Annotated in this window: 24 protein-coding genes and 7 pseudogenes; 15 read left to right on the top strand and 16 right to left on the bottom strand. The window is 68.4% G+C overall.

Translation table 11 applies throughout. From position 1 onward, the window contains the following. The first annotated feature begins 161 nt into the window (after positions 1–161). A pseudogene (locus test1122_RS26740) lies at positions 162–1372 on the top strand (transglycosylase family protein). 395 nt (positions 1373–1767) lie between these two features. Here the strand turns inward: test1122_RS26740 and test1122_RS00140 are convergent. Both test1122_RS00140 and test1122_RS00135 read right to left on the bottom strand, forming a co-directional pair. Beyond that, a pseudogene (locus tag test1122_RS00140) lies at positions 1768–1869 on the bottom strand (transcriptional regulator); the annotation flags it as partial. Positions 1870–1918: 49 nt separating this feature from the next. After that, positions 1919–2509 carry a dihydrofolate reductase family protein gene (locus test1122_RS00135; protein WP_232267097.1) on the bottom strand — a complete coding sequence of 197 codons (591 nt, stop codon included), beginning with the start codon at positions 2507–2509 and terminating at the stop codon, positions 1919–1921. 302 nt (positions 2510–2811) lie between these two features. Between test1122_RS00135 and test1122_RS00130 the strand changes: the two genes are divergently transcribed. Further along, the gene (locus test1122_RS00130) at positions 2812–3408 is read left to right on the top strand and encodes a dihydrofolate reductase family protein (RefSeq protein ID WP_232267096.1); all 597 of its coding nucleotides are present in this window, start codon (positions 2812–2814) and stop codon (positions 3406–3408) included. Positions 3409–4527: 1119 nt separating this feature from the next. On the opposite strand, the gene test1122_RS26660 is transcribed toward test1122_RS00130, so the two are convergent. Both test1122_RS26660 and test1122_RS26655 read right to left on the bottom strand, forming a co-directional pair. Next, positions 4528–4986 carry a hypothetical protein gene (locus tag test1122_RS26660; protein ID WP_338423581.1) on the bottom strand — a complete coding sequence of 153 codons (459 nt, stop codon included), beginning with the start codon at positions 4984–4986 and terminating at the stop codon, positions 4528–4530. Positions 4987–5026: 40 nt separating this feature from the next. Then, positions 5027–5170 (bottom strand): annotated as a pseudogene (locus test1122_RS26655) (class I SAM-dependent methyltransferase); the annotation flags it as partial. A 595-nt stretch (positions 5171–5765) separates the two neighbouring features. Between test1122_RS26655 and test1122_RS00120 the strand changes: the two are divergent. Then, positions 5766–6488 carry a putative immunity protein gene (locus test1122_RS00120; protein ID WP_232267095.1) on the top strand — a complete coding sequence of 241 codons (723 nt, stop codon included), beginning with the start codon at positions 5766–5768 and terminating at the stop codon, positions 6486–6488. A gap of 502 nt (positions 6489–6990) precedes the next feature. Here the strand turns inward: test1122_RS00120 and test1122_RS00115 are convergent. Continuing rightward, complete coding sequence (locus tag test1122_RS00115) at positions 6991–7566, bottom strand: TetR/AcrR family transcriptional regulator (protein ID WP_232267094.1); 576 nt, start codon at positions 7564–7566, stop codon at positions 6991–6993. A gap of 117 nt (positions 7567–7683) precedes the next feature. On the opposite strand from test1122_RS00115, the gene test1122_RS00110 reads away from it, so the two are divergent. Further along, positions 7684–8268 carry a dihydrofolate reductase family protein gene (locus test1122_RS00110; protein ID WP_232267093.1) on the top strand — a complete coding sequence of 195 codons (585 nt, stop codon included), beginning with the start codon at positions 7684–7686 and terminating at the stop codon, positions 8266–8268. Between the two features lie 199 nt (positions 8269–8467). On the opposite strand, the gene test1122_RS00105 is transcribed toward test1122_RS00110, so the two are convergent. The 3 genes from test1122_RS00105 to test1122_RS00095 form a co-directional block, all read right to left on the bottom strand. Continuing rightward, positions 8468–8701, bottom strand: a complete 234-nt coding sequence (locus test1122_RS00105; protein ID WP_232267092.1) for a DUF397 domain-containing protein — start codon at positions 8699–8701, stop codon at positions 8468–8470. Further along, entirely contained in the window at positions 8698–9270 is a 573-nt protein-coding gene (locus tag test1122_RS00100; protein WP_232267091.1) for a DUF5753 domain-containing protein, read from the bottom strand. Before test1122_RS00100 ends, test1122_RS00105 begins: the two co-directional genes overlap by 4 nt. 87 nt (positions 9271–9357) lie before the next feature. Continuing rightward, positions 9358–9561, bottom strand: a complete 204-nt coding sequence (locus tag test1122_RS00095) for a helix-turn-helix domain-containing protein (RefSeq protein ID WP_232267090.1) — start codon at positions 9559–9561, stop codon at positions 9358–9360. An 18-nt stretch (positions 9562–9579) separates the two neighbouring features. Here test1122_RS00095 and test1122_RS00090 point away from each other — a divergent pair, with 18 nt between their 5' ends. The 3 genes from test1122_RS00090 (at position 9580) to test1122_RS00080 (ending at position 10844) form a co-directional block, all read left to right on the top strand. Beyond that, positions 9580–9906, top strand: coding sequence for a hypothetical protein (locus tag test1122_RS00090; RefSeq protein ID WP_232267089.1), 327 nt, complete (start codon positions 9580–9582; stop codon positions 9904–9906). Positions 9907–10058: 152 nt separating this feature from the next. After that, positions 10059–10418, top strand: coding sequence for a hypothetical protein (locus test1122_RS00085; RefSeq protein ID WP_232267088.1), 360 nt, complete (start codon positions 10059–10061; stop codon positions 10416–10418). Between the two features lie 234 nt (positions 10419–10652). Further along, a complete protein-coding gene (locus tag test1122_RS00080) occupies positions 10653–10844 on the top strand; it encodes a hypothetical protein (RefSeq protein WP_232267087.1) in 192 nt (63 codons plus the stop codon). Positions 10845–11459: 615 nt separating this feature from the next. Here the strand turns inward: test1122_RS00080 and test1122_RS00075 are convergent. From test1122_RS00075 to test1122_RS00060, 4 genes are all read right to left on the bottom strand, one after another. Next, on the bottom strand, positions 11460–11993 hold the full coding sequence (locus test1122_RS00075; protein ID WP_232267086.1) for a helix-turn-helix domain-containing protein: 534 nt from the start codon (positions 11991–11993) through the stop codon (positions 11460–11462). A 121-nt stretch (positions 11994–12114) separates the two neighbouring features. Further along, the gene (locus test1122_RS00070; protein ID WP_232267085.1) at positions 12115–12876 is read right to left on the bottom strand and encodes a recombinase family protein; all 762 of its coding nucleotides are present in this window, start codon (positions 12874–12876) and stop codon (positions 12115–12117) included. A gap of 177 nt (positions 12877–13053) precedes the next feature. Next, on the bottom strand, positions 13054–13710 hold the full coding sequence (locus test1122_RS00065) for a response regulator (RefSeq protein WP_232267084.1): 657 nt from the start codon (positions 13708–13710) through the stop codon (positions 13054–13056). After that, on the bottom strand, positions 13710–14879 hold the full coding sequence (locus tag test1122_RS00060) for a sensor histidine kinase (protein WP_232267083.1): 1170 nt from the start codon (positions 14877–14879) through the stop codon (positions 13710–13712). The genes test1122_RS00065 and test1122_RS00060 overlap by 1 nt, the downstream gene beginning before the upstream one ends. 79 nt (positions 14880–14958) lie before the next feature. Between test1122_RS00060 and test1122_RS26735 the strand changes: the two are divergent. From test1122_RS26735 to test1122_RS00045, 3 genes and pseudogenes are all read left to right on the top strand, one after another. After that, a pseudogene (locus test1122_RS26735) lies at positions 14959–15123 on the top strand (ABC transporter ATP-binding protein); the annotation flags it as partial. Then, positions 15054–15929 (top strand): annotated as a pseudogene (locus test1122_RS26520) (AAA family ATPase); the annotation flags it as partial. The pseudogenes test1122_RS26735 and test1122_RS26520, both read left to right, overlap by 70 nt. Beyond that, positions 15926–16786, top strand: coding sequence for an ABC transporter permease (locus test1122_RS00045; protein WP_232267082.1), 861 nt, complete (start codon positions 15926–15928; stop codon positions 16784–16786). The pseudogene test1122_RS26520 and the gene test1122_RS00045, both read left to right, overlap by 4 nt. A gap of 555 nt (positions 16787–17341) precedes the next feature. Here test1122_RS00045 and test1122_RS00040 read toward each other — a convergent pair. Further along, positions 17342–18109, bottom strand: a complete 768-nt coding sequence (locus test1122_RS00040) for a hypothetical protein (protein WP_232267081.1) — start codon at positions 18107–18109, stop codon at positions 17342–17344. 547 nt (positions 18110–18656) lie between these two features. Between test1122_RS00040 and test1122_RS00035 the strand changes: the two genes are divergently transcribed. Beyond that, positions 18657–19319, top strand: coding sequence for an HAD family hydrolase (locus test1122_RS00035; RefSeq protein WP_232267080.1), 663 nt, complete (start codon positions 18657–18659; stop codon positions 19317–19319). Positions 19320–19684: 365 nt separating this feature from the next. Next, entirely contained in the window at positions 19685–19855 is a 171-nt protein-coding gene (locus tag test1122_RS00030; RefSeq protein ID WP_232267079.1) for a hypothetical protein, read from the top strand. A gap of 24 nt (positions 19856–19879) precedes the next feature. On the opposite strand, the gene test1122_RS00025 is transcribed toward test1122_RS00030, so the two are convergent. Beyond that, on the bottom strand, positions 19880–20473 hold the full coding sequence (locus tag test1122_RS00025; RefSeq protein ID WP_232267078.1) for an Imm21 family immunity protein: 594 nt from the start codon (positions 20471–20473) through the stop codon (positions 19880–19882). 612 nt (positions 20474–21085) lie between these two features. Here test1122_RS00025 and test1122_RS26730 point away from each other — a divergent pair. Next, positions 21086–21130: pseudogene (locus test1122_RS26730) on the top strand (hypothetical protein); the annotation flags it as partial. A gap of 71 nt (positions 21131–21201) precedes the next feature. Here test1122_RS26730 and test1122_RS00020 read toward each other — a convergent pair. After that, positions 21202–21579, bottom strand: a complete 378-nt coding sequence (locus test1122_RS00020; protein ID WP_232267077.1) for a hypothetical protein — start codon at positions 21577–21579, stop codon at positions 21202–21204. A 130-nt stretch (positions 21580–21709) separates the two neighbouring features. Between test1122_RS00020 and istB the strand changes: the two are divergent. Beyond that, positions 21710–22508: pseudogene (istB, locus tag test1122_RS00015) on the top strand (IS21-like element helper ATPase IstB). Positions 22509–22522: 14 nt separating this feature from the next. Here the strand turns inward: istB and test1122_RS00010 are convergent. After that, positions 22523–22978: a bacteriocin immunity protein gene (locus test1122_RS00010; protein WP_232267076.1), complete on the bottom strand. Its 456-nt coding sequence runs from the start codon at positions 22976–22978 to the stop codon at positions 22523–22525. 607 nt (positions 22979–23585) lie between these two features. On the opposite strand from test1122_RS00010, the gene test1122_RS00005 reads away from it, so the two are divergent. After that, positions 23586–24455 (top strand): type II toxin-antitoxin system prevent-host-death family antitoxin, encoded by an 870-nt coding sequence (locus test1122_RS00005; RefSeq protein ID WP_232267075.1) that lies wholly within the window; start codon positions 23586–23588, stop codon positions 24453–24455. Positions 24456–24528: the final 73 nt, after the last annotated feature.

Raw genomic sequence — 24528 nt, 5'->3', positions numbered from 1 at the left:
GCTGATGGAGCATCACCTGGCGGAGCTGGGGCGCGCGGGTGGCGCGCGGCGGTGGGTGAGGCTCCTTGCGCCTTGTGACCTGCCAAGCACGGCTGCGCTACTTCAACCAGCCCGCCGGGCCCGTCGGCGGGGTCAATGCCGTACTGGAGAGGAACAGGCCCATGGCCACACGAGGAAGTCACCGCCGCCCTGCAACGCCCAGCCGGATCAGTGTGCTGTCTGCCGCCGCCCTGGCCGCGGGCAGTGTCGGCATAACGCTGCCGTTCCTCGGTGCCGGTGTCGCCAACGCGGCCTCTGCCACCTGGGACAAGGTCGCTGAGTGTGAGAGCGGCGGTAACTGGAGCATCAACACGGGCAACGGCTACTTTGGCGGGCTGCAGTTCTCGCAGCGCACCTGGGAAGCGTTCGGTGGCACCGCCTACGCGACCCGGGCCGACCTGGCGACGAAGGCGGAGCAGATCACCGTGGCCGAGGCGGTCCTCAGCAAGCAGGGCCCCGGGGCGTGGCCGACCTGCTCGGTCCGGGCGGGCCTGACGCGCTCTGACCGCCTGGCCGGCACCGGAAAGGAGGGCGGCTCCCCCCGCCGGGACTCCTCCCCGTCCGGCTCCCCGCCGCGCGAGAACAGCAGTCGGCCCGCCAGCGGCTCCAGGAGCGCAGATCACCCGCCCAGGAGTTCGGCGTCCGGGTCGTACACGGTGACCAGCGGAGACACCCTCTCGGACATCGCGCTGCACAAGTCCGTCAGCGGCGGCTGGAAGAGGCTCTACAACGCCAACCGCGAGCTCATCGGCTCCGATCCTCACCTGATCTTCCCGGGGGTGCGGCTCGCCCTCCGGCGGATATACACCGGGCGGGCCAGACGGCGGCGAGCAAGCCGCCCAAGGTGGGGCCCGCACAGGCCGCGGCGCAGCACAACACCAAGCGCACCGCGGCCGCTGCGCACCACGGCACCCGGCAATCCGCCGCCGGCGGCCAGGTGGCCCCGGTCAGCGGACCCGTCAGCGCGCCGTACGGCGCTACGGGCCGGCGCTGGGCGAGCGGCGCTCACACCGGCGTGGACTATGCGGTGCCTGTCGGCACCCCGGTACGTGCGGTCACCTCCGGCACCGTGGTGGCCGCGGGCTGGAACGGCGCCTACGGCTACGAGGTGATCATCCGGCACGCCGACGGCATGCACACCCAGTACGCGCACCTGTCGTCGCTGACCGTGCGCAGCGGGCAGAGGGTCGGCAGCGGCCAGAAGATCGCCCGGTCCGGGGCGAGTGGCAACACCACCGGGCCGCATGTGCACTTCGAGGTGCGCACCAGTGCGCGCTACGGCTCCGACATCGACCCGGTCGCCTACCTGCGCTCGCTCGGGGTCAGTCCCTGACACCGCCTGCGGAGTCCGCATGATCGGGCCAGGCCGCCGGGCGCACTGCGCCCGGCGGCCTGGCCTCGTCCCGCAACCGCACCACTGCCGGCGTCCGGCTGGGCTCCGGCTGACGCCGGGACCTGGGACGTGTGGTGCGCGCGGCCAGGTATGCCGGGCATGACCGGCGTACTGCGCCACGGGCACCCTGGACCGGGCGGACCAGCTGCCCGGGGGCACATGCCCTGTGTCTGGTGGGTGTGTTGGGACCAAGAGCCGGAGCTTTCTTGGGCCGACCCCGGCTGGCAGGCGATGATGCCGGTTCGGTGTGTGGGTGTGGTGCCTCTCGGGCGGCGGGCCGCGCCGCGGCGGCCGGGCGCCTGCAGGGCTCAGGCCGGGCGGCGGTCCCGTGCCGGCTACTTCGCTGGGGTCAGCAGCCCGGACAGTGCGGCCATGACCGACGGCGCGGCCTTGTAGAAGACCCAGGTGCCGCGTCGCTGGGATGTCAGCAGGCTGGCCACGGCGGCCATTCTCCCAGGCGCTGTTGTCGGTGGAAGGGGCCGCTGATCACTCTCCGGCAGGGTGGTAGGCGGCGATGATCACCCCGGTGCGGGTCGTCGTGCAGTCAGTCAGCTGGTGGGCGGCCAGGTCCGGGCCGGAGTCTGCAAACAGCCGACGGCCCGAGCCCAGCGTCAGCGGGTGGATCAGCAGGACCATCTTGTCGACGAGGTGGTGCGTCAGCAGTGACCGGACCAGCACCCCGCTGCCGAACACCACCAGGTTCTCTGCCACCTCGTCCTTCAGCTTCGCCACGGCAGCGGCGGCATCGCCTTTGAGGAGGGTGGAGTTCTGCCAGGCCAGCGGCTCGGTCAGCGTGGTCGATGCCACATACTTGCGGACCCGGTTGAGCGCTTCGGTGAACGGGTTCGGCTCCTGCCGGGGCCAGTAGTCCGCGAAGCGCTCATACGTCGTTCGGCCTGCCAGCAGGGACCAGGTGCTCGACATGTGCGCGCCCATCACCTCCTGCATGACAGGGTCCTGGCGCTGCGTCGCCCAACCGCCGTGCTGGAAGCCGTCCCGGCGGTCTTCGTCGGGATGTCCCGGGGCCTGCATCACGCCGTCGAGCGTCAGGTGCTCGATCACGACAACCTTGCCCATGCCGTGTCCTCCTTCGTGGTCGTGGGCTCGGACGTGTCCCGGCCCTCTTCATGAACGACTGACCGCCAGGACGGCCGCTTCTCATCGGTCAGCGGCACGAGGTGGTGACGGTCACAGCGGGCTCGGCCCTGACGTGCACCGTGCCGACCAGGCGCTGTTTGTGGTTGGTGGTTGGCGTAGGGGCCAGGCGGTGTGTTGTGTATCACTACCGTGGGCGTGTGTGGGTGCGGTGATTTTGGTGGGGTGGGGGAGTCTCTATCGTCGTACACCCCCCGAAAGCGAGCGAAGAGGAGCTAGCCGGCGTGCGTGTTGTGGTGAGTGTGTTCATGAGTTTGGATGGTGTTGTGCAGGCGCCGGGCGGACCCGAGGAGGACACCGACGGGGGTTTTGCCCACGGTGGCTGGTCGCTTCCGTTCTTCGACCCTCAGGTGGTGGGTGGTGCCTTCGCCGAGGCGATGGCCAAGGCCCAGGCGCTGTTGTTCGGGCGCCGTACGTGGCAGACGATGGCCGCGGCGTGGCCCGAGCGGGCTGGTGACCCGTTCGCCGACCAGATGAACGCCATCCCCAAGTACGTCGTCTCCCAGACGCTGGGTGATGATGAGCTGACGTGGGAGAACACCACGCGCATCCCCGGCGATAAGGCCGTCGCCCGCATCCGGCAGCTGCACGAGATGGACGGCGGTGACCTGCTGGTCATGGGCAGCCCCACGCTCGTGCGCACCCTCCTGCGCGAGGGCCTGGTGGACGAGCTCCGGCTCATGATCGAACCGGTGATCCTCGGCGGCGGGAAAACGATCTTTCCCGAGGACGGTGCGCTGCGTGCGCTGGAGCTGGTTTCCACGGTTACCAGTGGCACGGGCGTGCATGTGTGCACCTACCGGCTGGCCGCTAAGGGGTAGGCCGCGGGGCGGCGGCGCTGTCTGTGCCCCGCCCCGCCCCGCCCGGGGGTTAAGAGGGGGCCGGGAAATGGGTTCTGGGTGCCTTGCGAACGGCGTGGGCCGGTGGTGGTCTGGCGGGCGGCTGTTTCGTCCGGGGGGCTGCTGTGCCCGGCTCGTAGCTGGGGCAGGAGCGTACGGCGGCGGCTGCTGTGGTGTCCTTGGGGTTTTGCGCCAGCACCGGCACCTGCACCGGGCTGGCGGCCGGGTGCCTGGAGGGAAGGGACAGCCCTGGGCGTGCCGTTCTCAGCTGGGCCGGGGAGAGGCCATGCGCGCCGCACATATCCGTGGCGGTAGCTAAGGCGAGGAGAAGGTGATGTTCCTGGCCAGCGGTGGGAGCCGGACGGTCGGTACCGGGAGGTGAGATGCCGCCGGGTGCCGGCTCGCACGGGGCTGGCTGACCGGCCGCGTGGTGAAGAGTCTCACCGACCGTAAGGCGACCGTGTTCGGCGTGGACGTTGCGGACTTTCCGCAGCAGGTCACTCTCGTCGGGTGCGTCGACGCCTAGCGAGGGTGGGCCGGGGGGCTGTTCAACGCAGATTGCAGCGTCGGCTTCACCCAGATCACGGCTGTCTGCTTCCGCAGTCCCAGTCCTTTCCGCTTCGGTCCGGGCATGTCCGGTCCCGGGCGGCGTGTCGCCGCTGCCCAAGCCCGCGCCGGATTCGGCGGTGTCCTCACCACTCTCGGCCGCTCCGGTGGGTCGACCGCCCCAGCGTGGCCATGCGCGCGCAGTACAAGCCCTGGTTGTTTCGGTGCGGCTTCGGGAGCCACTTCGAGGCTCTGTCGCATGGTCCATGTCGATGAGTTTGAAAGGCACTTCGCCTCTTCGTCGCGGGCCGGGTGTGGCCGTTGCTCGCCGGCGGCAGGGGCCGCAGTTATCGAGCGAGGGCTACGAGCGCCGCACGGCCCCTTTGGGGAGGATCGCAACGTCCGGTAGCGGGAGCGGTCAATGGGCGGTGAGGTGCTTCGGAACGCGCCCGCAGGCCCTGAGCTGCCGCAGGTCGGGGGTGTGGTTGCGGCCGGCGGCCTGGCTCCCGTTCGGCGAGTTCCACAGGCCGGGCCGCCGGGAGGTCCGGTCGGTGCTCAGGTGCGGCAGCGCAGCATTTCCAGTGGGGGGTTGGCGAGGCAGTCCGCCCAGAAGTCCGCGCCGAAGGTGCGCATGCCGGCGTCGGATACCTCCAGTGGGACCCAGGTCAGCTCGCCGAATCCGGCCGCCCGCAGACACTGTTCGTAGACCTCGCGGCGCGGGCAGGCGCTGATGAACGAGATCGGCGGGTCGAGCAGTGCCGTGATGTGCACGCGCGGTCCGGTCTGGGCCTCCTGGCCGGTCGGCTCGCAGGGAAAGCCGTATTTGGCCAGGGATGGCTCGTCGAAGCGGTAGTCGGGTGACTGGTTGAGAATGAAGAACTCGGCGCCGGGCTTCAGGCTCTGGTGCACGTTGCGGCACATCCGTTCCATGGCGGCGACGTCCTGCGCGTAGTTGAGCAGCTGAACCCCCGTGGCGACGTCGAAGCGCGGCTCGGGGCCGTAGTTCGGACACATCGCCTACCTCGTAGCGCACACCCAGCGGATCGCGCTCCTCAAACGCCCGTGCTGCGGCGACCATTTCACCGGAGATGTCGACTCCGAACCCCTCCGCGGCGCCGCGCCGCGTGAACTCCCTGCTGTAGAAGCCGGTGCCGCAGGCCAGGTCGAGGACCGACTTGCCGCGCACGTCCCCGACCATGGCCAGGAAACTGGGCACCTCCCCGTACTGCGCCAGCGGCAGGGCCTTGAAGCCCTCGAACGCTTCACCGATCTCGTCGTACTGCTGCACGCTCACCGTGCTGCCCTCCCCTGCGTTTCGACATGTCCTTGGCCCCGGCCCCCCGGGGCACGCCGCGGCCTGTGACTAGCAGTCTCTACGGACCCCGGCAGACCGTCGTACTGGCAGAAGCCACAAAGACGCGCACATCGTCTGGGCCTCATGTACAGGCGGGCGTACGGGTTCGAGCCGATGATGGACAACCTCGGTGCGATCTTCGCCCCCGCTCCTCACACTCGGTCCTGTCGCCTTGGCTCGGCGTGCAGTGGGCCATCCGCACCGAGCCACAGCACCGCGAAGCCGGGCCGGCTCGCCGGCGGCGAAGGGGGCGGCGGGAGCGCTTCCGGGGCGTGGGAGTGTTCATCAGTGCCTGGTATTCGTCCGCCGGAAAGGGGGAACGGGCCCGCTTCAGGGCGTTTTGGGGGGTGTTTCGCGCGTGTGCGACGCACGGCAGGTGTCACTGGTGAGGGTGGCCGGCCTGCGGTTCCGCGCTGGCGAGGCACGGTGGTTGTACCGGATGGGCACGCTGCTTGTGACCGGCGATGAGATCGGCAGGGTGGTTGTCACCGCCACACGTCACGTCCGCACCGGGCGGGACCGGCACGACCCGGACCACCCCTGTGAGAAGCCACTCGTCGGTCTTGGTGACACCAACCGTGCCTTTGTGACAGCCATCGTGTTCGGGTCAGGGAGCTCCCGGACCCGGCATGATGTGCGGGTGGACACGGTGACCATAAGCGAAGAAGACCGCCGGTTTCTCGGACTGTGGGCTGCTGATTGCGTTGAGCGGGTGCTTCCGCTGTTTGAGGCGAAGGCTCCCTGGGACACCCGTCCTCGCGAGGCGGTCGAGGGTATCCGGGGCTTCGTGCGTGAGGGGAAGCGGACGGGGCGGCTGCGCTCTGTTGCCTGGGCGGCTCACGCAGCCGCAGGCGAAGTCGGCGACCGGGCTGCCGCAGCTGCTGCCCGTGCCGCGTGCTACGCGGCGGCGACCCCTTACATCCACCCATTGGCCACCCCTCACCAGTCGAAGCACGCCCTTGGACCTGCGGTTTACCAGGCGCGCGCTCGTGAGCTCGCGGCGGGCGATGACGCCAGGGCCGGTGATGAGGAGATCCGGTGGGCGGTCGAGCACGCCTGGCCGGCAGTTCGCGGGCTGGTACGGCGGATGCCGCCTCGTGGCCCTGGCCGTAGTCGGCTGGATGCGCTCTACTACCAGCTCGACGCAGCCCTTCGCCGCTGATCAGCGAGGCACGCCGCCTCTCTGGCTTCCGCCGGAACGGCAGAGTCGGCCACGGCAAGGCCCACATCGCTCAAGCCCTCGGACGCCTGGCGGTCTGCCAGGGCGCCCACGTCTGCTTCGCCAAGACCAGCCGGGTCCTGGCAGCTGGCCGGCGGCCACGCGGACCGCGTCCGGGACGAGCGGATGCGCGAACTCGTCCGCCCCGACGTGCTTGTCCTCGGTGGCTTTGCCATGCGCCAGATGACCGCACCCCAGGCCGACGACCTCTACGAGCTGGTCAGCGAGCGGCAGGGCCCTCCCCCTGATCATCGCCAGCAACCGGGCGTCCAGCGACTGGCATCCGCTCTTCCCCAACCCCGTGGTCGCTGAGTCTCTCCTGGGCTGGCTGGTGAACACCAGCCATCAGGTCATCGTGAACGGCCGGCGGCTACCGGCCCGACAAGCGGCCCAAGAACCCCGCCGACAAGGCCACGCCCTGATCAGCCATGTGCGGTCGGTACCGTCAGGGGGACGGGATGATTCGCTCGACGATGGTGTTGATCAGCGCGCCGGGCACTTCGGATCCCAGCACATGGGGGAGCGTGAGGTGTTCGAGGATCAGGCCGGTCATGGTGAGGTAGAGGAGCACCACCGTCTCACGGTCTCCGGGGAGGCCCTCGTCGAGGTGGTAGGTGATGTTGGCTTCCAGGTCGTCGCGGATCGTGCCGGTGAGTTCGGCGCGCAGTTCGGGGCGGCGGGTGGCCTCCAGGCGCAGTTCCAGCATCGCCAGGTAGCCGGCCCGGTCGTCGGCGATCCGGCGCATCAGGTCGTGCATCAAGGCGGTGACCAGGGCGCGGTCGCGCGGAGCGCGCAGCAGGTCGGTGAGCACGGCCGGATCCGGGGTGAGGCGGTGGTGGATGTGGCGGGCGGTCTGGTGAAGCAGATCGTCCCGGTTGGTGAAGTAGTTGGACGCGGTGCCGGCCGGGACACCGGCCTGGATGTCGACCGCGCGGAAGGTGAGGCCTCGGGCGCCCTCGCGGGCCAGGACATCGATGGCGGCGTCGGTGAGCGCGGTGCGGCGGGCGGGGTTGTGGACCACGGGGCTGATCCTCCATCAGTAAATTTCTTACATCCACTACACGTAGAGTACTATGCCTGGAGTGGTTGAAGGTGGTCGGCCTTCACGCGACAACGTCACCCGACACCGGGGGTATAGATGCGCAAGCTCACTTACTTCATCGGCAGCACTATCGACGGTTTCATCGCCGCACCCGACGGCGGCTTCGACTTCTTCTCCCCGCATGTCACGCAGGACTACCTCCCGCATCTCATCACCGAGTACCCGGAGACCCTCCCCACTGCCCAACGCGCGGCCCTTGGCAGCGCAGATGCGCCCAACACTCGCTTCGACACCGTGGTCATGGGGCGCGGCACCTACGACCCGGGCCTGGCGGTCGGCCTCACCAGCCCCTACGCCCATCTGCGGCAGATCGTCCTCTCCCGTTCCCTCACCGCCAGTGCGGACTCGTCCGTCGAGGTCACCACCGAAGACCCGATCGCACTGGTCCGCAGGCTCAAGCAGGAGGAGGGCCTGGGCATCTGGCTGTGCGGCGGCGCCGACCTGGCCGGGCAGTTGCTTCCAGAGATCGACGAGTTGATCGTCAAGCAATACCCGGTCGTGGCCGGCTCCGGCGTCCCCCTCTTCCGCGCCGACTTCTCACCGCGTCTCTTCACCCTCACCGACAGCCGAGTGTTCGAGCAGGGCAACCTCGTCCTCACCTACGCGAAGGCGCCCGACTAGAACCCTCAGGCCAGCAACCTGGGAATTACGTGACCATTCACAGCAGGGGGCCTGTCGGTATGCGTACGGTCCGGCCGCCGCATTGCTGGTGGCAGTCGGGCCGTGCGTTCGGCTTGTGGTATCCCTCGGTTTGCCCGTTTGCACACCGGGCGAGGCTGGCCGGGTCAGGGCATTCGCTGAGTCAAGTAGGGGATTCGCATTAGGCAGGAGCGTCGAACTCGCCATTCTTGGCACCATCGACCCAGCAGTTGAAGACGTGTCGTGTGACGACGAAGGGTGGGTTGTTTGGGTCGTCGTTGTCGCGTATGGTCACGCGGTCGTTGTCGGGGAAGGCGACTTCGATGCAGCCGCCGCTGCCGGAGCTGGCCGAGGCCTTGAACCATGCTGCATTGCTCAGGTCGGTGTGTTCGGGGTGGCTGGTGGCGTTGGTCATTGCATCTCCTCTGCGGCGCGGTGGAGTAGCGCTGTTGATTCATCGGGGGCGAGGGCGATAGCCCTTAGCAGGTCGAATGTGCTCGTGAAGCGGCGTACGTCTGGCTTTTTCTTCAGGTAGAGGTTGCCTGCGGGGGAGTCGACGTAGATGACGGGGTCATCTTCCTCGAACTCCAGCAGTGAGAAGGTGCCGCCCATGCCTGGGTGGCCTCCTTTGTGCTCAGGGATGACCTGGAGGGTGACGTTCGGCAGCCTGGAGGTCTCGGCCAGGTGCTGCAGCTGGGCGCGCATAACGTCCGGGCCGCCGAGGGGGCGGCGGATGGCTGCCTCGTCCAGGACCGCCCAGAATTCCAGCGGCTCTCCTTCGCGGGCCAGCAGCTTCTGCCGCTCGGTGCGGACTTGGACCAGGACGTCGATGTCGTGTGGCCGGTTGGACGGCCAGGATTCGAGGACAGCCCGCGCGTACTGCGGGGTCTGCAGCAGTCCGTGGACGAGCAGCGGCTCCCAGGCCCTCTCTGCGCGGGCGTCGGATTGGAGCCCGACGTAGACCTCCAACCCGGACGGCAGCACATCCTCCTATGACTCCCACCAGCCCCGTTTCTGGGAGTTGGTGAGGATGCAGAGGAGCATTTGGATCTTCTTCTCGTCGGTGACGCTTTACAGCGTGCATAGCTTGTTCATATCACCCGGCTTGGCGGCTGCGCGTCCCTTGCCCGTCTCGATCCGGTTCACTCGGGTTTGCGAGCAGCGCAGTTCCTTGGTGACCTGCTCGATTTCCAGGTCGGTAGCCTTGCGCAGCTGTTGCAGCTTGGCACTGAGCTGGTGACGGTGCACGGTGGGGCTGCTTGGTACCGGTGACATGCGTCGCCTTCGCTTCCGTTGACCTTGCGCATCCAGGGCGCCTGCGCTCTGGCACAGAACCAGGATCGCAGCGCTCAGCCGCTCCGGGTCTACGTCGCTTGGCTGCACCAGCATCTGGCCGCGCTACTGGGCATCGCCCGCCTCTACCGCGACCGGGCACCGTACGGCTCCCGCGAACGGGCGCAATGGGAGGACCGCATCCTCAGCGCCCAGCACGTCCACTCCGCCACCTGCACCGGCCTTAACGGAGCCATGGCCCATCTGCAAACCGCCGCCGACTGCGTCGCCTCGCTGCTCACCGTCATCAAGCAGACAGACGGACAAGAGGAGGAGGCCCTGCCGTGACAGTCCAAAGCTCTACCCTGTCCTGGGCCGTATCGGCTGGCGCCCGGGAGGCAGACGTCCGCAGCGCTTGGCAGTCCGGACGCTCTGCTGATGTTCCCGCCGGTCGGCTGTGGGATGTCGCGCGGATTACCCGCAGTGTCGGCCTCGGTGCCGTGTACCGGCTCCGAACCAGCGGCGAGTTCCTCGGGCCGGTGCTTGACGTCCCTCTCCGGGCGAGGGTCGAGTTCATCGTCCCGGCGGGGACCGCGAGGACCTGGCCTCAGCTGCTCGGCACCGTGTGCGTGGGCCCTGGTGTCATCCGCTGCCCCGTCTCTCATGTGACCTGGATCAGCGGGCGCGGGGCTGTCTGCGGGCGTCGCTGGATCGTGCCACCGGCCGCCGACGTTCCGGTCACGGATGGCGATGTGCTGTGCGAGGCCGTCACCGCTGCCATCGCCCACCGCGCCCGCTTGTGGATCGACGAACTGCGCACACTCTCCGCCCCCGTGCAGGGGCAACATGACGGGCTGTGAGAACCCGGCGGCCATGGGCGGCAGTTACCGGTGCTTGCGGCAAATCCCGTGGAGTGCACGGGTGACGCCGGACCTCCTAAGGGCGGTGTGCACCATGACTGAACGGCACGCCCTGCACTCCGGGCTTCCGGTGTGAGGTGGCCACGTACGCCGAGTACGACCGAGACGGTGCTGAGCATGTACGGTCCTCCACCGTCCGCACTCCGGTCGAGGCGGTACGGCGTATTCGTGTTGATGGTCCGCACTCTTGCCTCGGCCCTCCCGCCGCGCGAGCAGCACCGTGCCCACTGGGCAGACGTTTCGGGCAGCATCAGCGCCTTGGCCGCGCTGGAACGCGGCCAGCCGTGCGGCTTCTCCCTCAGCTGCGCCGGGCGCTGGGCCGAGTGGACCGTCCACCCCGTGCTGCTCGCCTCTCCGGATACCTGAGCTATCCCTCCCAGTGCACGCCGCAGCGGCGTGCACTGGGAGGGATAGCGCTGTGGCGGTCTGTCTCCAAATGCTTTGCCAGTGCTGGCTGTTACGGTCCCGATCAGAACAACCCGTCACATCACATCAGGAAAAGTACTACGAGTGTGTACCGCATGATCGGCCCATCGCAGCCCTCGCCCGAGGAGGCCGCTGAGACCTTGGACGGTTGCCGTTTTGACGTGGTGATCGCCGGGAGCGGCACGGCTGCCCTGAACGCGGGCTGGGCGCTGCGCCAGGTCGGCCACATGGTCTTGGTGGTGGTCGATGACGGCAGGAGCCCGACCGCGTCCCCGCCCAACTGCCATGTCCTCGACCGGTCCGCGAGAACTTCGTGCGGGGCCGTTCCCGGGACAACTGACCACAATCACCCAGACGCTGACGGTGCGGCAGGATTACGGTGGGTGGTGTGTGAGGCTGGGATGTCGGCCGGGGGTCACTGCCACCGCACTCGTCATGGCCCCAGCGAGCCCCCGTACATTCCTCCCGACCTCCCTGGAGCGGCTGAGGCATGTGACAAATCTGCTGTTGATCACTGAGTGAGTGGTGTTCTGACGTGTGGATCTGGTGATATTTTCAGGATGTTGGGCTGTGGTGTGGTGTTGTTCTGAGCAGGGGTTTTCGTAGGGCGGGGAAGTTGAGGCGGGCGCTGGACTGCGAGTGTGGTGATTTGGCCTCGACGCGCCACGCGCACACCCGGTACCGGCCGGGGTAGCAGTAGGTCTGCAGGACCTCGCCCACACAACGGGCGCCGGTCTTGCACGGGGTTTGCTTCCGGTCGCCCCAGTCGATGACATAGCCCCTTGAGCCTCTGGAGGCAACGCTACCGCTGGGCCGGTACCTCGGCGCGGGCCCTCTGGAGTTCCGGTACAGCGTCGCCCGGCTGATGCCGAAGTCCTCGGCGACCTGGTCGGCCGTGACGTCACGGTCTTCGTCGGCCATGAGCGCTGCGATGGCCTTGCGCTGCTGCGGGGTGATCTTCGGCTTCGGGCCGGACCGCTTGCCGCGCCCCTTGCGCTTAGCCTCGCGGGCACCGGCGACGCGCTTGAGCATGAAGATGCGCTCCATGTCGGCGAACAGGGCGAGCAGATTCATGCAGATCTGGGCCATGACTTAGGTGTCGGCGGTGTCGATCGGGATCGGGGTACGCCTGCTCTTCTCGTGCTCGGCGAGGGCTCGGTAGATGATGGCGACGCTGGGGCTCTGCCCCTTGCCTTACCGGTGGGGATGATCAGGCCGGGCTGAATCTGCTCGACGGACTCGCCGCCCGCGCGGCGCCGGAGCACGTGTGCAGCATGTCGTCGGTAATGACGGGTGGCCGGCCGTCGTGCTTGCCCTTGCGAGCCGCGGTGTCGAGCCCTTCGAGCGTCGACTCCCGGATGTTCTCCCGCTCGGTCTCCGCCATCGCTGCGAAGAACGCGAACAGCAGTCGGCCGGGGCCACTCGGGTCGTACATCCCCGGCAGCGGTCCGGGCCGAGTCGCTTCATCTCGTACACGGTGAAGATGACCCGGCAGTGTGGGGCGTGGGGCCTTGATCTGCTGGGTCAGCGCGAGCGCGGCCTCGAACTGGGGCCGGAGGCGCACGCGCGTGCTGATCTTCTTGGAGAACACCTTGTCGCGCGGGATGCCGTGCTTGGTGAGAGCGTCCAGCTGCGAGTTGAGTTCCTGTCCGAGGGTCGAGCAGCGAGCGTAGCCGATGCGGATGTCGGCGCCCGGGGTGTCGGGGTCGATCGGTGCCGGGGGCGGGGTACCGGGCCGCCACGGCTGCCCGGGCCCCGGTCGGCTGGTGTCGGCACCCGTAGCAGCTTCGAGAGCCGGGGCACTCGTGAAGCGGCCGGTGTGGTAGCTGCCGGCGACCGCGCCGCGGCGCGAGCGGTACGGCGAGCCGGGTTCGGCCGCACACCGCGGGCACGGGTGGCGCTCGACGTCGTCCGCGTCGGACGGGAGGGTTCTTGAGGGCCCGTCATGGGCCCGGGTTTTCGCACAATGCAAGTCTCAAAAGGGGGTAAGACCTGCCTTTGGGTGAGAACGAGTTGTGCGAACCGATAGGGGTTTGAAGGGACTCCCCGGCTCTCAAGTGATCTTGCTCGGGCAAAGGACCCCCCGTTTATGAGAACTTGTGCCTCGGTGCTTCGGTTGGCGAGCTTCGCCGACTGAGGTGCTCGGCGTTCACCGAGGTGGCGTTACCAGGCCTGTCTCGTAGGCGGTGATGACGAGTTGGACTCGGTCGCGGGCTTCGAGTTTGGTGAGTAGCCGCGTTATGTGTGCCTTTGCGGTGGCCACGCTGATGTAGAGGTGGGCGGCGATCTCGCTGTTGGACATGCCGCGTCCGACGAGGGTCAGTACCTCGCGTTCTCGCTCGGTGATGTTCCCGACTGGTCGTGGATGCGGGGCGGGTTCGGGGCGGGCGGCGAACTCTGCGATCAGGCGGCGCGTGACGCTCGGTGCGATCAGGGCGTCTCCGGCGGCGACCACGCGGATCGCCGCGAGGATGTCGTCCAGTGCTGTGTCCTTGACGAGGAACCCGCTCGCACCCGCTCGGAGCGCGCCATAAATGTACTCGTCGTCGTCAAACGTGGTGAGGACGAGGACGCGCGTCGCCCCAGCGGCGGCCGTGATCAGCCTGGTGGCCTCGATGCCGTCCATGCCGGGCATGCGGATGTCCATCACCGCCACGTCGGGCTCGGTGTCCCGGACCAGATGGACCGCTTCGGCGCCGGTTCCGGCCTCTGCCACGACGTCGATGTCGGGGGTGCCGGCCATCAGGACGCGCAGGCCGTTGCGGACCAGCGGCTGGTCGTCGGCGAGCACGACGCGGACCGTCATCACAGGTGTACTCCTTCGGAGAGGGGGAGCCGGGCCGCCACGCGAAAGCCGCCCTCGGGGCGCGGCCCGGCGGTGAACTGGCCGTGTAGCAGGGTGACGCGTTCCCGCATTCCGGTGATGCCGTATCCGGTGCCAGAGATGAGGCCGCCACGGCCGTCGTCGGCGACCTCGATGGTCAGTTCGCCGTCTTGGCAGCCGATGGTGACCCGGCAGTCGGGGGCGTCCGCGTGGCGTACGACGTTGGTGAGGGCCTCCTGGACGATCCGGAAGGCGGCCAGGTCGATATCGGGGGGCAGGGGCCGTCGTTCTCCGAGCCACCGCAGGTCGACACGGACGCCCGCGTCCCTCGTTGACACGGCCAGCCGGTCGAGATCGGCCAGCCCAGGGGCCGGCTCGCGCGGCGCGGCCTGCGGCCCGGGGCCCGGTTCGGTACGACGCAGCGTGCCCAGGGTGCGCCGCAGCCCGGCGAGGGTTTCCCTGCTGGTGGCTTCGATGGTGGCCAGCGCATTGCGAGCCTCGTGCGTCTGCGTGTCGATGACCCGGCTGCCCACGCCTGCCTGGATGGCGATGACGCCGATACTGTGCGCGATCATGTCGTGCAGCTCGCGGGCGATCCGCAGCCGTTCAGCGGTGACAGCCTGCGCGGCGGTCTGCGAGCGCAGCGCCGCGGCGTGCTCGCGGCGTTCGCGGACCGCATGACCGGTCATCCAGGCGGCGGCGAGCGCGAGAACGAGGACCACGGCCGTGCGGGCGAAGCCGTCCGTCCCAGTCCCGAGGCGTGCGGCGACGGCGACCTGTACGCCGAGCGTCATGACGGCAGCGGTGAGCGCGATGCGGCGCGGCCCGGTGGCCACGATGTATCCGACGGCGAGATCGTTCGCCAGAACCAGCAGATATGCGACCTGCCAGGAAGGACTTGTCGTCGCCGTGGCGTACGTACCAAGGAGCATCAGCGTCAGGGCCGGCAGTGGACGGCGGCGCAGCAACCCGAGGAGCAGGACCGTGACCGCGGCCGCCGAGAGGAACGGCAAGACGGGGGAGTCGTAGGGCCTGCCGCGTACCGCGAAGAACAGGGCGAACGGGTAGGTGATGGCCCCGCACCAGGCCAGGACCGCCCGCGCGGCCGGCCACAGGTGCCAGGACAACAGGGGGCGCGGCTTGGCGGACATGAGGCGATCGTAATCGCCTGACCTGCGGCGGGACATTGGCCCGTGGGCGTACGCCCACGGGTTACAGGCCCTTCCACGAGTGTGGCCGACGGGCCGATGCCGGACGGACACTCTCCCCGGCACCGTTGGCCTGGTGATCGAAGCCAACGAACTGACCAAGCGATACGGCAAGACCACCGCCGTCAACGGCCTGACCTTCACCGTGCGTCCCGGGCACGTCACCGGATTCCTCGGTCCCAACGGCGCCGGCAAGAGCACCACGCTGCGGATGCTCCTCGGCCTGGCCGAACCAGCGGCACCGCCACCATCGACGGCCACCTGTTCCGGGACCACCCGCGCGGCCTGCGCCACGCCGGCGCCCTGCTCGACGCCCATGACGTTCACGGCGGACGCAGCGCAGCGGCCTACCTGTCCGCCCTGGCCCGCAGCAACGGCATCCCGCGGCGCCGGGTGGAGGAGGTCCTTGAGGAAGTAGGACTGGTCGCCGCGGCCCGGCGCCGCATCGGCGGGTTCTCCCTGGGCATGAAGCAGCGGCTCGGCATCGCCACGGCACTGCTCGGCGACCCTCCCGTGCTCCTGTTCGACGAGCCGGTCAACGGCCTGGACCCGGAGGGCGTGCGGTGGGTACGCGCCTTGTTCAGGAGGCTGGCCGCCCAGGGGCGCACCGTGTTCATCTCCAGCCACCTGATGAGCGAGATGGAGAGCACCGCCGAGCACCTGATTGTCATCGGCCGGGGCGAGCTGATCGCCGACGAGAGTGTGAGGGAGTTCGCGGCCCGCGGCACCCGCCTGAGCGTGACCGTGCGGACGCCCGACACCACCGCGCTGGCGACTGTGCTCAAGGCCGAGGGGGCTTCGGTGCAGCCGGACCACTCGGGCGCAGAGGAGTTGCTCACCGTGACCGGCCTGAGCGCGGCCCGCATCGGGGAACTCGCCTCCCACCACCGCATCGTGCTCCTTGAGCTGGCCACCCGCACCTCCTGCCTGGAGGAGGCATTCATGGAACTCACCGCCGACAGCGTCGAATACCTCGCAGGAGAACCCCGATGACCCCGACCACCACGCAGCCGACGGCCGCATTCACCGCCGTACGCGCCGCCCACCCCGGCGCCCGCTTCCGCGATCTCCTCGCCGCCGAGTGGATCAAGCTCTGGTCACTGCGCTCATCCTCCTGGGCGTTCGGGGCCAGCGCGCTGGTCATCATCGCCATCAACGTCAGCGCCGCCGTGGCCGACTACAACAACTGGCCGACCTACAATGAAGGGATCCGGGCCCTCTTTGTCCCGAACTGGGCCATGCGGGACGCCTTCACCATCGGCGCCTGCATGGTCCTGATACTCGCCACCGGCGGCATCGGCGCCCTCATGATCGTCGGCGAGTACAGCACCGGACAGATCCGTACGACCTTTGCGGCCGTCCCTGCCCGCCGCGCGGTCGTAGCGGCCAAGATGGCCGTCGTGACGGCAGGCATGCTCGTCTACGGCACGGTCGTCGCGGGGACCTCGTTCGGCGTGACACAGGCCATCCTGTCCGGGCGGGACATCGGTCTGTCCCTCGACTACCCCGGCGCGTTCCGCGCCGTCGCAGCGTCCGCCCTGCTCGCTCCGGTGTGCGCGCTCATAGGCATGGGCCTTGGCGCCCTCATCCGGCACACCGCAACCACCCTCGTGACGTTCACCGGCATCCTTTTGCTGCTGCCGTTCCTCCTCAACGACCGCCACCGCTGGTCGTCCGCCATCCTTCACGCGCTGCCCCGCAGTGCGTGGGAACGACTGGTGCAGATGAGCGACCCCTTCGGACCGGCCCCCTACCCGGCGACCATCAGCGGGTCGTGGATCGTGTACGCAGCCTGGCCACTCGCCGCAGCCGTCATCGCCATGGCCACCGTCCGCCGCCGCGACCTATGAACCCACGAGCTCCACACCACCGCGTACGAGGCCCGCATGGCCGCCGAGGGCCCCGGGCAGCCTGGATGCACGCGGGATCATGGCAGCAGGCGCTCGACGTATTCGAAGTGGCCGCTCAGGCCGCCTGGCCGTAACCGTCCGGGGCGGATGGGTCGTCGCTGCGCAGCGGGCTGAAGTCGACGTCCAGGTGTGGGTCATACGCCACGGGCTGGAGGCCGAGTTCATGGGTGGAGTACTCGCCGAAGCGGCGGATGTGCTCGGTCAGGTACGGCGAGACGCGGGCCAGGTCCTGGGGTCGTCGAGGAGCTCGTCGGTCATTTCCTGGATACGGGGTCGCATCTCGGCGATCCGGCGGGGCGTGAGCGGTTTGGCCGCCAGGCGTCGCAGCTGGGCGTGCGGCGGCCCGTCGAGCTGGAGGTGGCGGTTTCGCAGCTTTCCTCCGCCATAGGGCCGCTGTCGGCCAGCTGCGGGTCGTCCGCAGAGAGGTCACGCGCCAGCAAGGGGTGGCTCAGTGCCGAGCGCACCTCTTCGTAGCCGGTGACCGCCCAGACCACGTCACCGCTCGGCAGTCGGGTCCGGAAGAGGGGCCCCTTCGGCAGGGAGAGGGGGCCGCCGGAGAACTCCCTGGCGGGGAAGTCGCATCCGTTCTCGTTCACCACTGCCTCCGTCTACTCCCTGCGGCGCGGCCTGGCTCGGCCGCATCAGCTTCCACAGCGCGGGATGACCGTCGTCCACTGGGTAACACGGCGGTGCGACCTCGAAGCCCAGTCTTTGGGCCCATCGGGCGGTGTGCTCCGTGGACGTCTCGGCGTGGCAGGGAAGCGCCTCCCGGTCGACGAGCTCCAGCCCGGCACGGACCAGCCGGTACCCCACGCCGCTCCCGCTCAGGTGCGGATCTACGCCGATCACCTGCCAGTACCACATCGGCTCCGGGGGACAGCCCTGGGCCAGGGCGGCCTCCAGCCAGGTCAGCGCGGGCAAAGACCGTGGCGCGCTGAGGAGGACGGGGAGTATGGCGGGGACACAGCGGAGCCTGCGGGCAGCGTTCAGGGGGAAGCAGCGGGGCGGAAGCCAGGCGGCCACACCGACAATCGCCTTCTCCATGAGCGTCACGTGCACGGCACCGCGAGGGAGGGTGTCCCGGAGCACGAGGGCGTACAAGAGGGGAAGGGCACGGGCGCGTTCGTCGGCACGCGGGAATATATGGGTGTACACAGGATCGTCATGAAGGGCCCGGGCCATGACCGCTGCGGCCTCCCGGACCCGGCTCCCGAGCAGCGTCTTTATCTCCACTGCTTCGAACGGCTGCTTCCGCACACGCACGTGACCTTCCTTCCACAGAACTGATCAGGCAGCGGTACACCTCAAGAGGGCTGGCCAAAGAGCGACGGAGGGCTTCGGAGGAAGACGCCACAGCAGTGCTACCCGGAAGGAACGTTCACGCACGACGACGCCACCTGATCTGGCCATATGTGGAACTCCTGACCGAAGCCGGTCTCCGGTACCGACCGGCCGCCGGGTGGTGTAGGGGATCACGGCGAGAAGATGCAGGTCGCGCCTGCGATGGGCCTGTACGCGACCACCACGGTACTGACGAGCCGTCAGCGCAGAAAAAGTCATGAATGTCGAGAGCCACGAGGCGCGTGAACCCGACCTCGGGGCATGCCGTCCGAGAACAGAAACGGCGGTTCGCGTCGCGCCATGGGCTGACGAACCATCAGGCCGGTGCGGGCCTCGGGAACCCCGATCTCAGCCATGACCTGCACGTTCTCCTCTGGATCGGATACACCACTTGGCGGGGCACCATCGACGGATGGGTCTTTACCGGGTGCGGTCTTGCGGTGTTCACAGGCTTTATAGGGTGTGGTTCGTGATGCGTGCGGTGGTGTTCGATGTCGGTGAGTGTCTGGTGGATGAGACCCGCGAGTACGGCACTTGGGCGGACTGGCTGGGGGTGCCGCGGCATACGTTCGCTGCGATGTTCGGGGCTGTCATTGCCTGCGGCCAGGACTACCGTGAGACGTTCCAGGTCTTCCGGCCCGGTTTCGATCTGTATGCCGAGCGGGAGAAACGCGCGGCTGCCGGGCAGCCGGAGACCTTCGGCGAGGAGGATGTGTACCCCGATGTACGCCCTGCCCTTGCCCAGCTGCGCGCCGATGGTCTGTGGCTGGGGATCGCCGGTAACCAGACGGTGCGCGCGGGACGCATTCTGCGTGAGCTGTTCACTGCGGATGTGGACCTGATCGGTACGTCCGACGACTGGGGCGCGGCCAAGCCTGATCCCGCGTTCTTCACTCGTCTCGTGCAGGCCGTCCCCTTCGCGGCCGGGGAGATCCTGTACGTGGGGGACCGGCTCGACAACGACATCCGGCCCGCTGCTGCTGCGGGGATGTATACCGCGCTGATCCGTCGCGGGCCGTGGGGGACGATTCAGCAGCACGAAGCGGATGCCGACCGCCTGGCCACCTGGCGCATCGACTCGCTCGCCGAGCTGTCGGAGAAGATTGGCAAGTTCAACGCGAGAGAGCGCTGAGCGTGGTTCCCAACCCGTCGGAGCAGCCAGCGACTGGGACCTCCCTCACATCCGCGTACTCGGCTCCGCGCAGCACCTCGCTGCACCTCCACGCCGTACGACAGGCCCCGGCCCACACTGGAGGATCTGTCCGAGGCCATCGCCGCGCTACTTGGACATAGGTCGTTGTCCATGACACGTGTTCACGCGCGGATCGCCGACCGGACCGTCGCAGACGGGTACTTCGCCGTCTCGGAGAAGGCCGAGGCACTCTACGACGCCCCGCGCCAGCTGCCAGCCGATGCCGAGGGAACGGAGATGGCCAAGCTCCGCAGGGAGATGCACCGCCGGATGCACGGCAATGGCCACTGCGCTCGCCCGTCGAGATGGACTGCCACTTCGAGTCGATCTGTGAGTCCTGCACGTTCTTCGTCACCACGATCGAGTTCCGGTCCACCCTCGAACGCCAGCGAGACGACGCGGCGGCCAAAGGACAGGTCGCACGGGAGCAGATCTTCGATGGACTCCTCCAGCGTCTCGACGGCGAAGCTTCCTGATGTTCTGCCCAGTGGTGGTTCCCGTTAGTTCTCGGACGAGGGCAGAAGTTGGACCAGGCCCACCCAGGTCTCCTCGTTTGCCCAGGTGTGGACGGCGCGGACTGTCCAGCGACCGGGCCCTATCGTGACGGCGGCCTGTTCCGGCAGCCCTCCGCCGTCGGGGTACTCAACATCCAGTTCAGCCCCAGCAGTGACGGAGTCCATAAGCACCGCAGGGCCGTCCGTCTCCCAGACACCGCACTCCTCCCACTCTGTGGTGGGGTCGGCGAGGACAGTCTTGGCTGCGGCGATCAGATCGGCCTCGGATTCGGCTGCGAGCCAGCGGACGAAGGCGTGGTGTTCCGGCAGATAGCAGGTCCTGGCGGGGTCGTCTGCCAGTACCAGCCCTCGCAAACCTTCCTCTCCAACAGCAATCACTCCGGCCAGGCCCTCCACGCCACAGGCACGGTCGTAGTCGTCCCGGACATCCCCGTCGCCGATGCCCACCCCCGACTCCGTGCAACCCCACCAGCCGTCCAATGCGGAAACTGGTACGGCTATCAGCGGACCGCCCATCGACTCGACCAGGGTCAGGGAAGGCTCGGCCGAACTGGCTGCGGTGGACGAGGAGGTCTTCATGACATCAGTGTCTCCTCGGCCACTGACAGTGCTTCCTCGGCCTGCGAAACAGCTTCACCGAAACCTCGCCGCTGACCACCCCAACATTGTTCACATCCGAGCGGGTCGCATGAGACCGGACACTTCGCCCGCGCTCGCCACGACCAATGGCTTGACAACGAGACCCGCATATTAGAGGAGTGCCGACCGGGAAGTCCGCTACGACAACCTTAGAGCTGCGGTCGCCCAGGTGCTGGGTCTCTCCCGCCGCCGGGTCGAAGCCGAACGCTGGACCGCTTTCCGCTCCCACTACGGCATCGATGCCCTCTACGGCCAACCAACCGGGACTGCGCGGCGCTAATGAGAAGGGTGGCGTCGAGGGCCAGATCGGTTGGTTCCGCAGAAATCACCTGGTCCCTGTCCCCGAGGTGGAGACTCTCGCGGAGCTGAAGGCGATGATCGACCGGTGGGACGAGGAGGACGACGCCCGTCGCATCCGGTCCCGGCCCTGCACCATTGGCGAGTACTTTGCGACCGAGCGGCCGACGCTGGCGCCGCTGCCTGAGGAGCCGTTCGAGACGGGCCGGCTCTCTACCCCTGCGGGTCGACCGCTACAGCCAGATCTGCGTCCGGATGAACCGCTACTCGGTGCTGGTGCGACTGATCGGCCGGACCGCCCGAGTCATGCTGCACGCCTCTGAAGTGGTGGTCTACGACGGCCGCGAGGAAGTCGCGTCGGCACGAGCGGCTCATCTGCCCGCGGCGGAACCCGCCTCGAACTGGACCACTACCTGGAAGCACTCGTCCGCAAGCCGGGTGCCCTGCCCGGGGCCACCGCTCTCGACCAGGCACGGTCCGCAGGCCGGTTCACCCCCATTCACGACGCCTGGTGGGAAGCGGCCATCAAGGCCCGCGGCGAGCGGGAAGGCACCCGCGCTCCGATCGAGGTCCTCCTGCTGAGCCGCCACCTTCCCCACGGGCACCCGGTCGCCGGCCTCGCCGCCGCCCTCAAGACCGGCGCGCTGACCGTGGACGCCGTCGCCCTTGAGGCCCGCAAAGCAGCGGAAGCCGACACCACGCCTGAAGAGCCCCCAGAACCGGCCGCCCCCCGGCAGCCGAACCAGCATCGCCCCACTGACCGCACACAGCCTGGCCCCGCCTTCCGCCTGACAAACGGCCCCCGCCCTCGGTGGCCCACTACGACCAGCTCCTGCGGCTTCGCCGACCCGACCGCCCCACCCCCTGAAGGAGAACGCCGTGACCATCCCTCGCCAGCGAGGACTCACCGAGCAGGCCGCCACCACCGCGGTCGACCAGGCATGCCGGATGCTGCGGCTGCCCACCACCCGGTCCCACTTCCCCGAACTCGCCGAGACCGCCGGCCGCGAGCAGATGTCCTACCTCGGCTTCCTCGCCGAACTCCTTCTGGCCGAGTGCGACGACCGGGCCCGCCGTCGCTCCGAGCGGCGCATCAAGGCCGCCGGCTTCCCCCGGGACAAGTCGCTTCGCAAGTTCGACTTCGACGCCAACCCCAACACATCGACGCGGCCGTGATCCACACCCTCGCCAAGTGCGAATGGATCAAAAAGGGTCTGCTCTGTGTCTGATCGGCGACTCGGGCACCGGCAAGTCCCACCTGCTGATCGCACTCAGCACCGAGGCAGCGATGGCCGGCTTTCGGGTCAAGTACGTGCTGGCGACGAAGCTGGTCAACGAACTGGTCGAAGCCCCCGACGAGAAACAGTTGACCAAGACCATCGCCCGCTACGGACGTGTCGACCTTCTCTGCATCGACGAGCCCGGCTACATGGAACTCGACCGCCGCGGCGCCGAACTCCTCTTTCAGGTCTTGACCGAACACGAGGAGAAGAACAGCGTCGCCATCACCTCGAATGAACCATTCAGTGGCTGGACCAAGACGTTCACCGCCCCGCGTCTCTGCGCCGCCATCGTCGACCGCCTCACCTTCGGCGGCAACATCATCGAAACCGGCACCGGCTCCTACCGCCTCGCCGCCACCCGAGCCCGTGCCGAACAACAGGCGGCGGCCGGCTGATTCATCCTCATGGCTCAGAGTTCGATCGGCCGGTACTTCAGGGCCTCGTCGACGATCTCCTCCGCAGATGCATCCTGGAGGTCGTCCGAGGGATGGAAGACCAGGTCACTGACTCGGGGATGCGACACATTCGCTTCGAGGAGCTGCACGTAGTAGCCGCTCTCCGGGTCAGCCGCAAGGAGTCTGCGGACGATTTCGACGAGCTCGCCCCTCGTGATGTCTGCAACCCGAAGACGAGGTGGCCGGGCCGCCTCCCTGGCGAACTCCGCCAGGACCCTGCTTCCGTAGTACTCGGCGAAGTCGAGGGCCACGTAATCATGGCCGGTTATCGCATTGAAGGCTCGGATGGCCTCGTCAGCGTCCTCGGAACGGTCGGCCACCAGGTCAGCGATCCGAGCGATCTCGCAGCTCAACTCATCCAGTCGTTGTCGGCTCACAGGCGGGGACAGCAGCTCCGGTCTCAGGTCCACAGCCGAATTATGTCCACCGGCGCCGACACACCGGAGCAGAGCCCTCTGCGTGCTGCCAGTTCTCATCAACATTTCTGAGCATCTCGATCAAGAACCGATGCCAGGGCCCAGCGACATTCGCTCTCCGTTCTCACCTACGAAGCCAATCTGCAGGTCGTCCGCAACCATCTGCATGCCACCAAGGGGCACCAGCACTGCGACAGGCCTGCCTCTGGGTGTGTGAAAGTCACCGCGCAAGATGACGTGCTGCGCTGCGTCCTGCTTTGCTGGGGCCAGTGCCACCGCAGTGAGCAGCAACTGAGGGCGCGCCAGGTCACCGAACTGGTGCGCGGACTGTCGAGGCGGCATGTGCCGACGGTACGACGCCGTAAGCGCGGGCTCGGGCACCCCGCCACACGCTGTCCTTACGAGCCGCTGCGGAAGCCGGCAGCTCTGCTGTGTGCGTTGGGGCGGCCACGTTGGCAGGGAGGCTGCCCTCGCGCGGCGGCCGGTACGGCAGCCCCGCCCGCACCCATTACTCACCAGCAAAATCCTTACGTGTCACCGTGTTTCCTTACGGGTTGGTGTGGTATTTTCCTTACGCTTTGCTGGATGTGAGGAGGTCGGTGTGCCGGAGTCGGGAGACGGGGTGTGTTCCGGGCCGTTGCGGGTGGAGGAGGCACGCAGGCGGCTGTATGAGCTGGTGGAGGCCGCCAGTCAGGGGCAGACCGCCCGGATCGCGAAGGGTGGTCGTCAGGCAGTGCTGGTGCCGTTGAAGTGTCTGGATACCAAGCGGCAGGCGGCACTGTCCCAGTTTCCGGCATCGCCGGTCACTGCGGCTCGTACACGGCTGGGAGACCTGATCGTCGCCGCGGCAGAGGGCCGGCCGCAGGTGCTGATGCGCCGCCAAAGGCCGCTGGCTGTCCTGGTATCCGCCGCCGACCCGGCCGCAGCCCCGACAGCCACACGCCACAGCGCCCCCGTCCCCGAGCGCCCGCAGGAGCGCGTCGAGGACCCCGCCGACCCGGCTGCTCCCGACCCCGCGACGCACACACCGTCAACCCACGCACCGCCACCCGGCACCTGCAGCCAGCCAGCACACGGGCACGCCCCACGCCACCTGGCCGCCCTCGGCGACGTGCTCCACACGGTCGTCTCCCCCCAGACCCCGACCCCCCTGTCCTACGGCCTGGAAACCCTCGACCACGCCACCGGCGGCCTGCCACCAGGCCGTCTGGTCCTGGTGGCCGCCGCACCCGGAGCGGGCGGATCCCTGCTCGTGGCCACCGCCGCCCGCCACACGGCGCTCCACCACGGGCGGCCGGTGCTGTACGCGGCCTCTGGAATCACCCGGGCTGACGTCGCGGCCCGCATCGTGGCGGCACAGGCAAGCGCGGACTACCGCCGCCTGCGAGCCGGCACCCTCTCCACCACCCGAACAAGCAGCAGTCAACGAGGCATCCGCACATCTGGTCCAGGCACCGCTGCACATCGATGACGGCACCGACCTGACCGCCAGGCCATCGCCGAAACCGCCCCCTACATCGACCAACTGGCCCTCATCGTCATCG

Origin of the sequence: Streptomyces gobiensis (assembly GCF_021216675.1) — a bacterium.
GTDB lineage: Bacteria > Actinomycetota > Actinomycetes > Streptomycetales > Streptomycetaceae > Streptomyces > Streptomyces gobiensis.
This window is presented reverse-complemented; position numbering and strand designations above follow the sequence as displayed.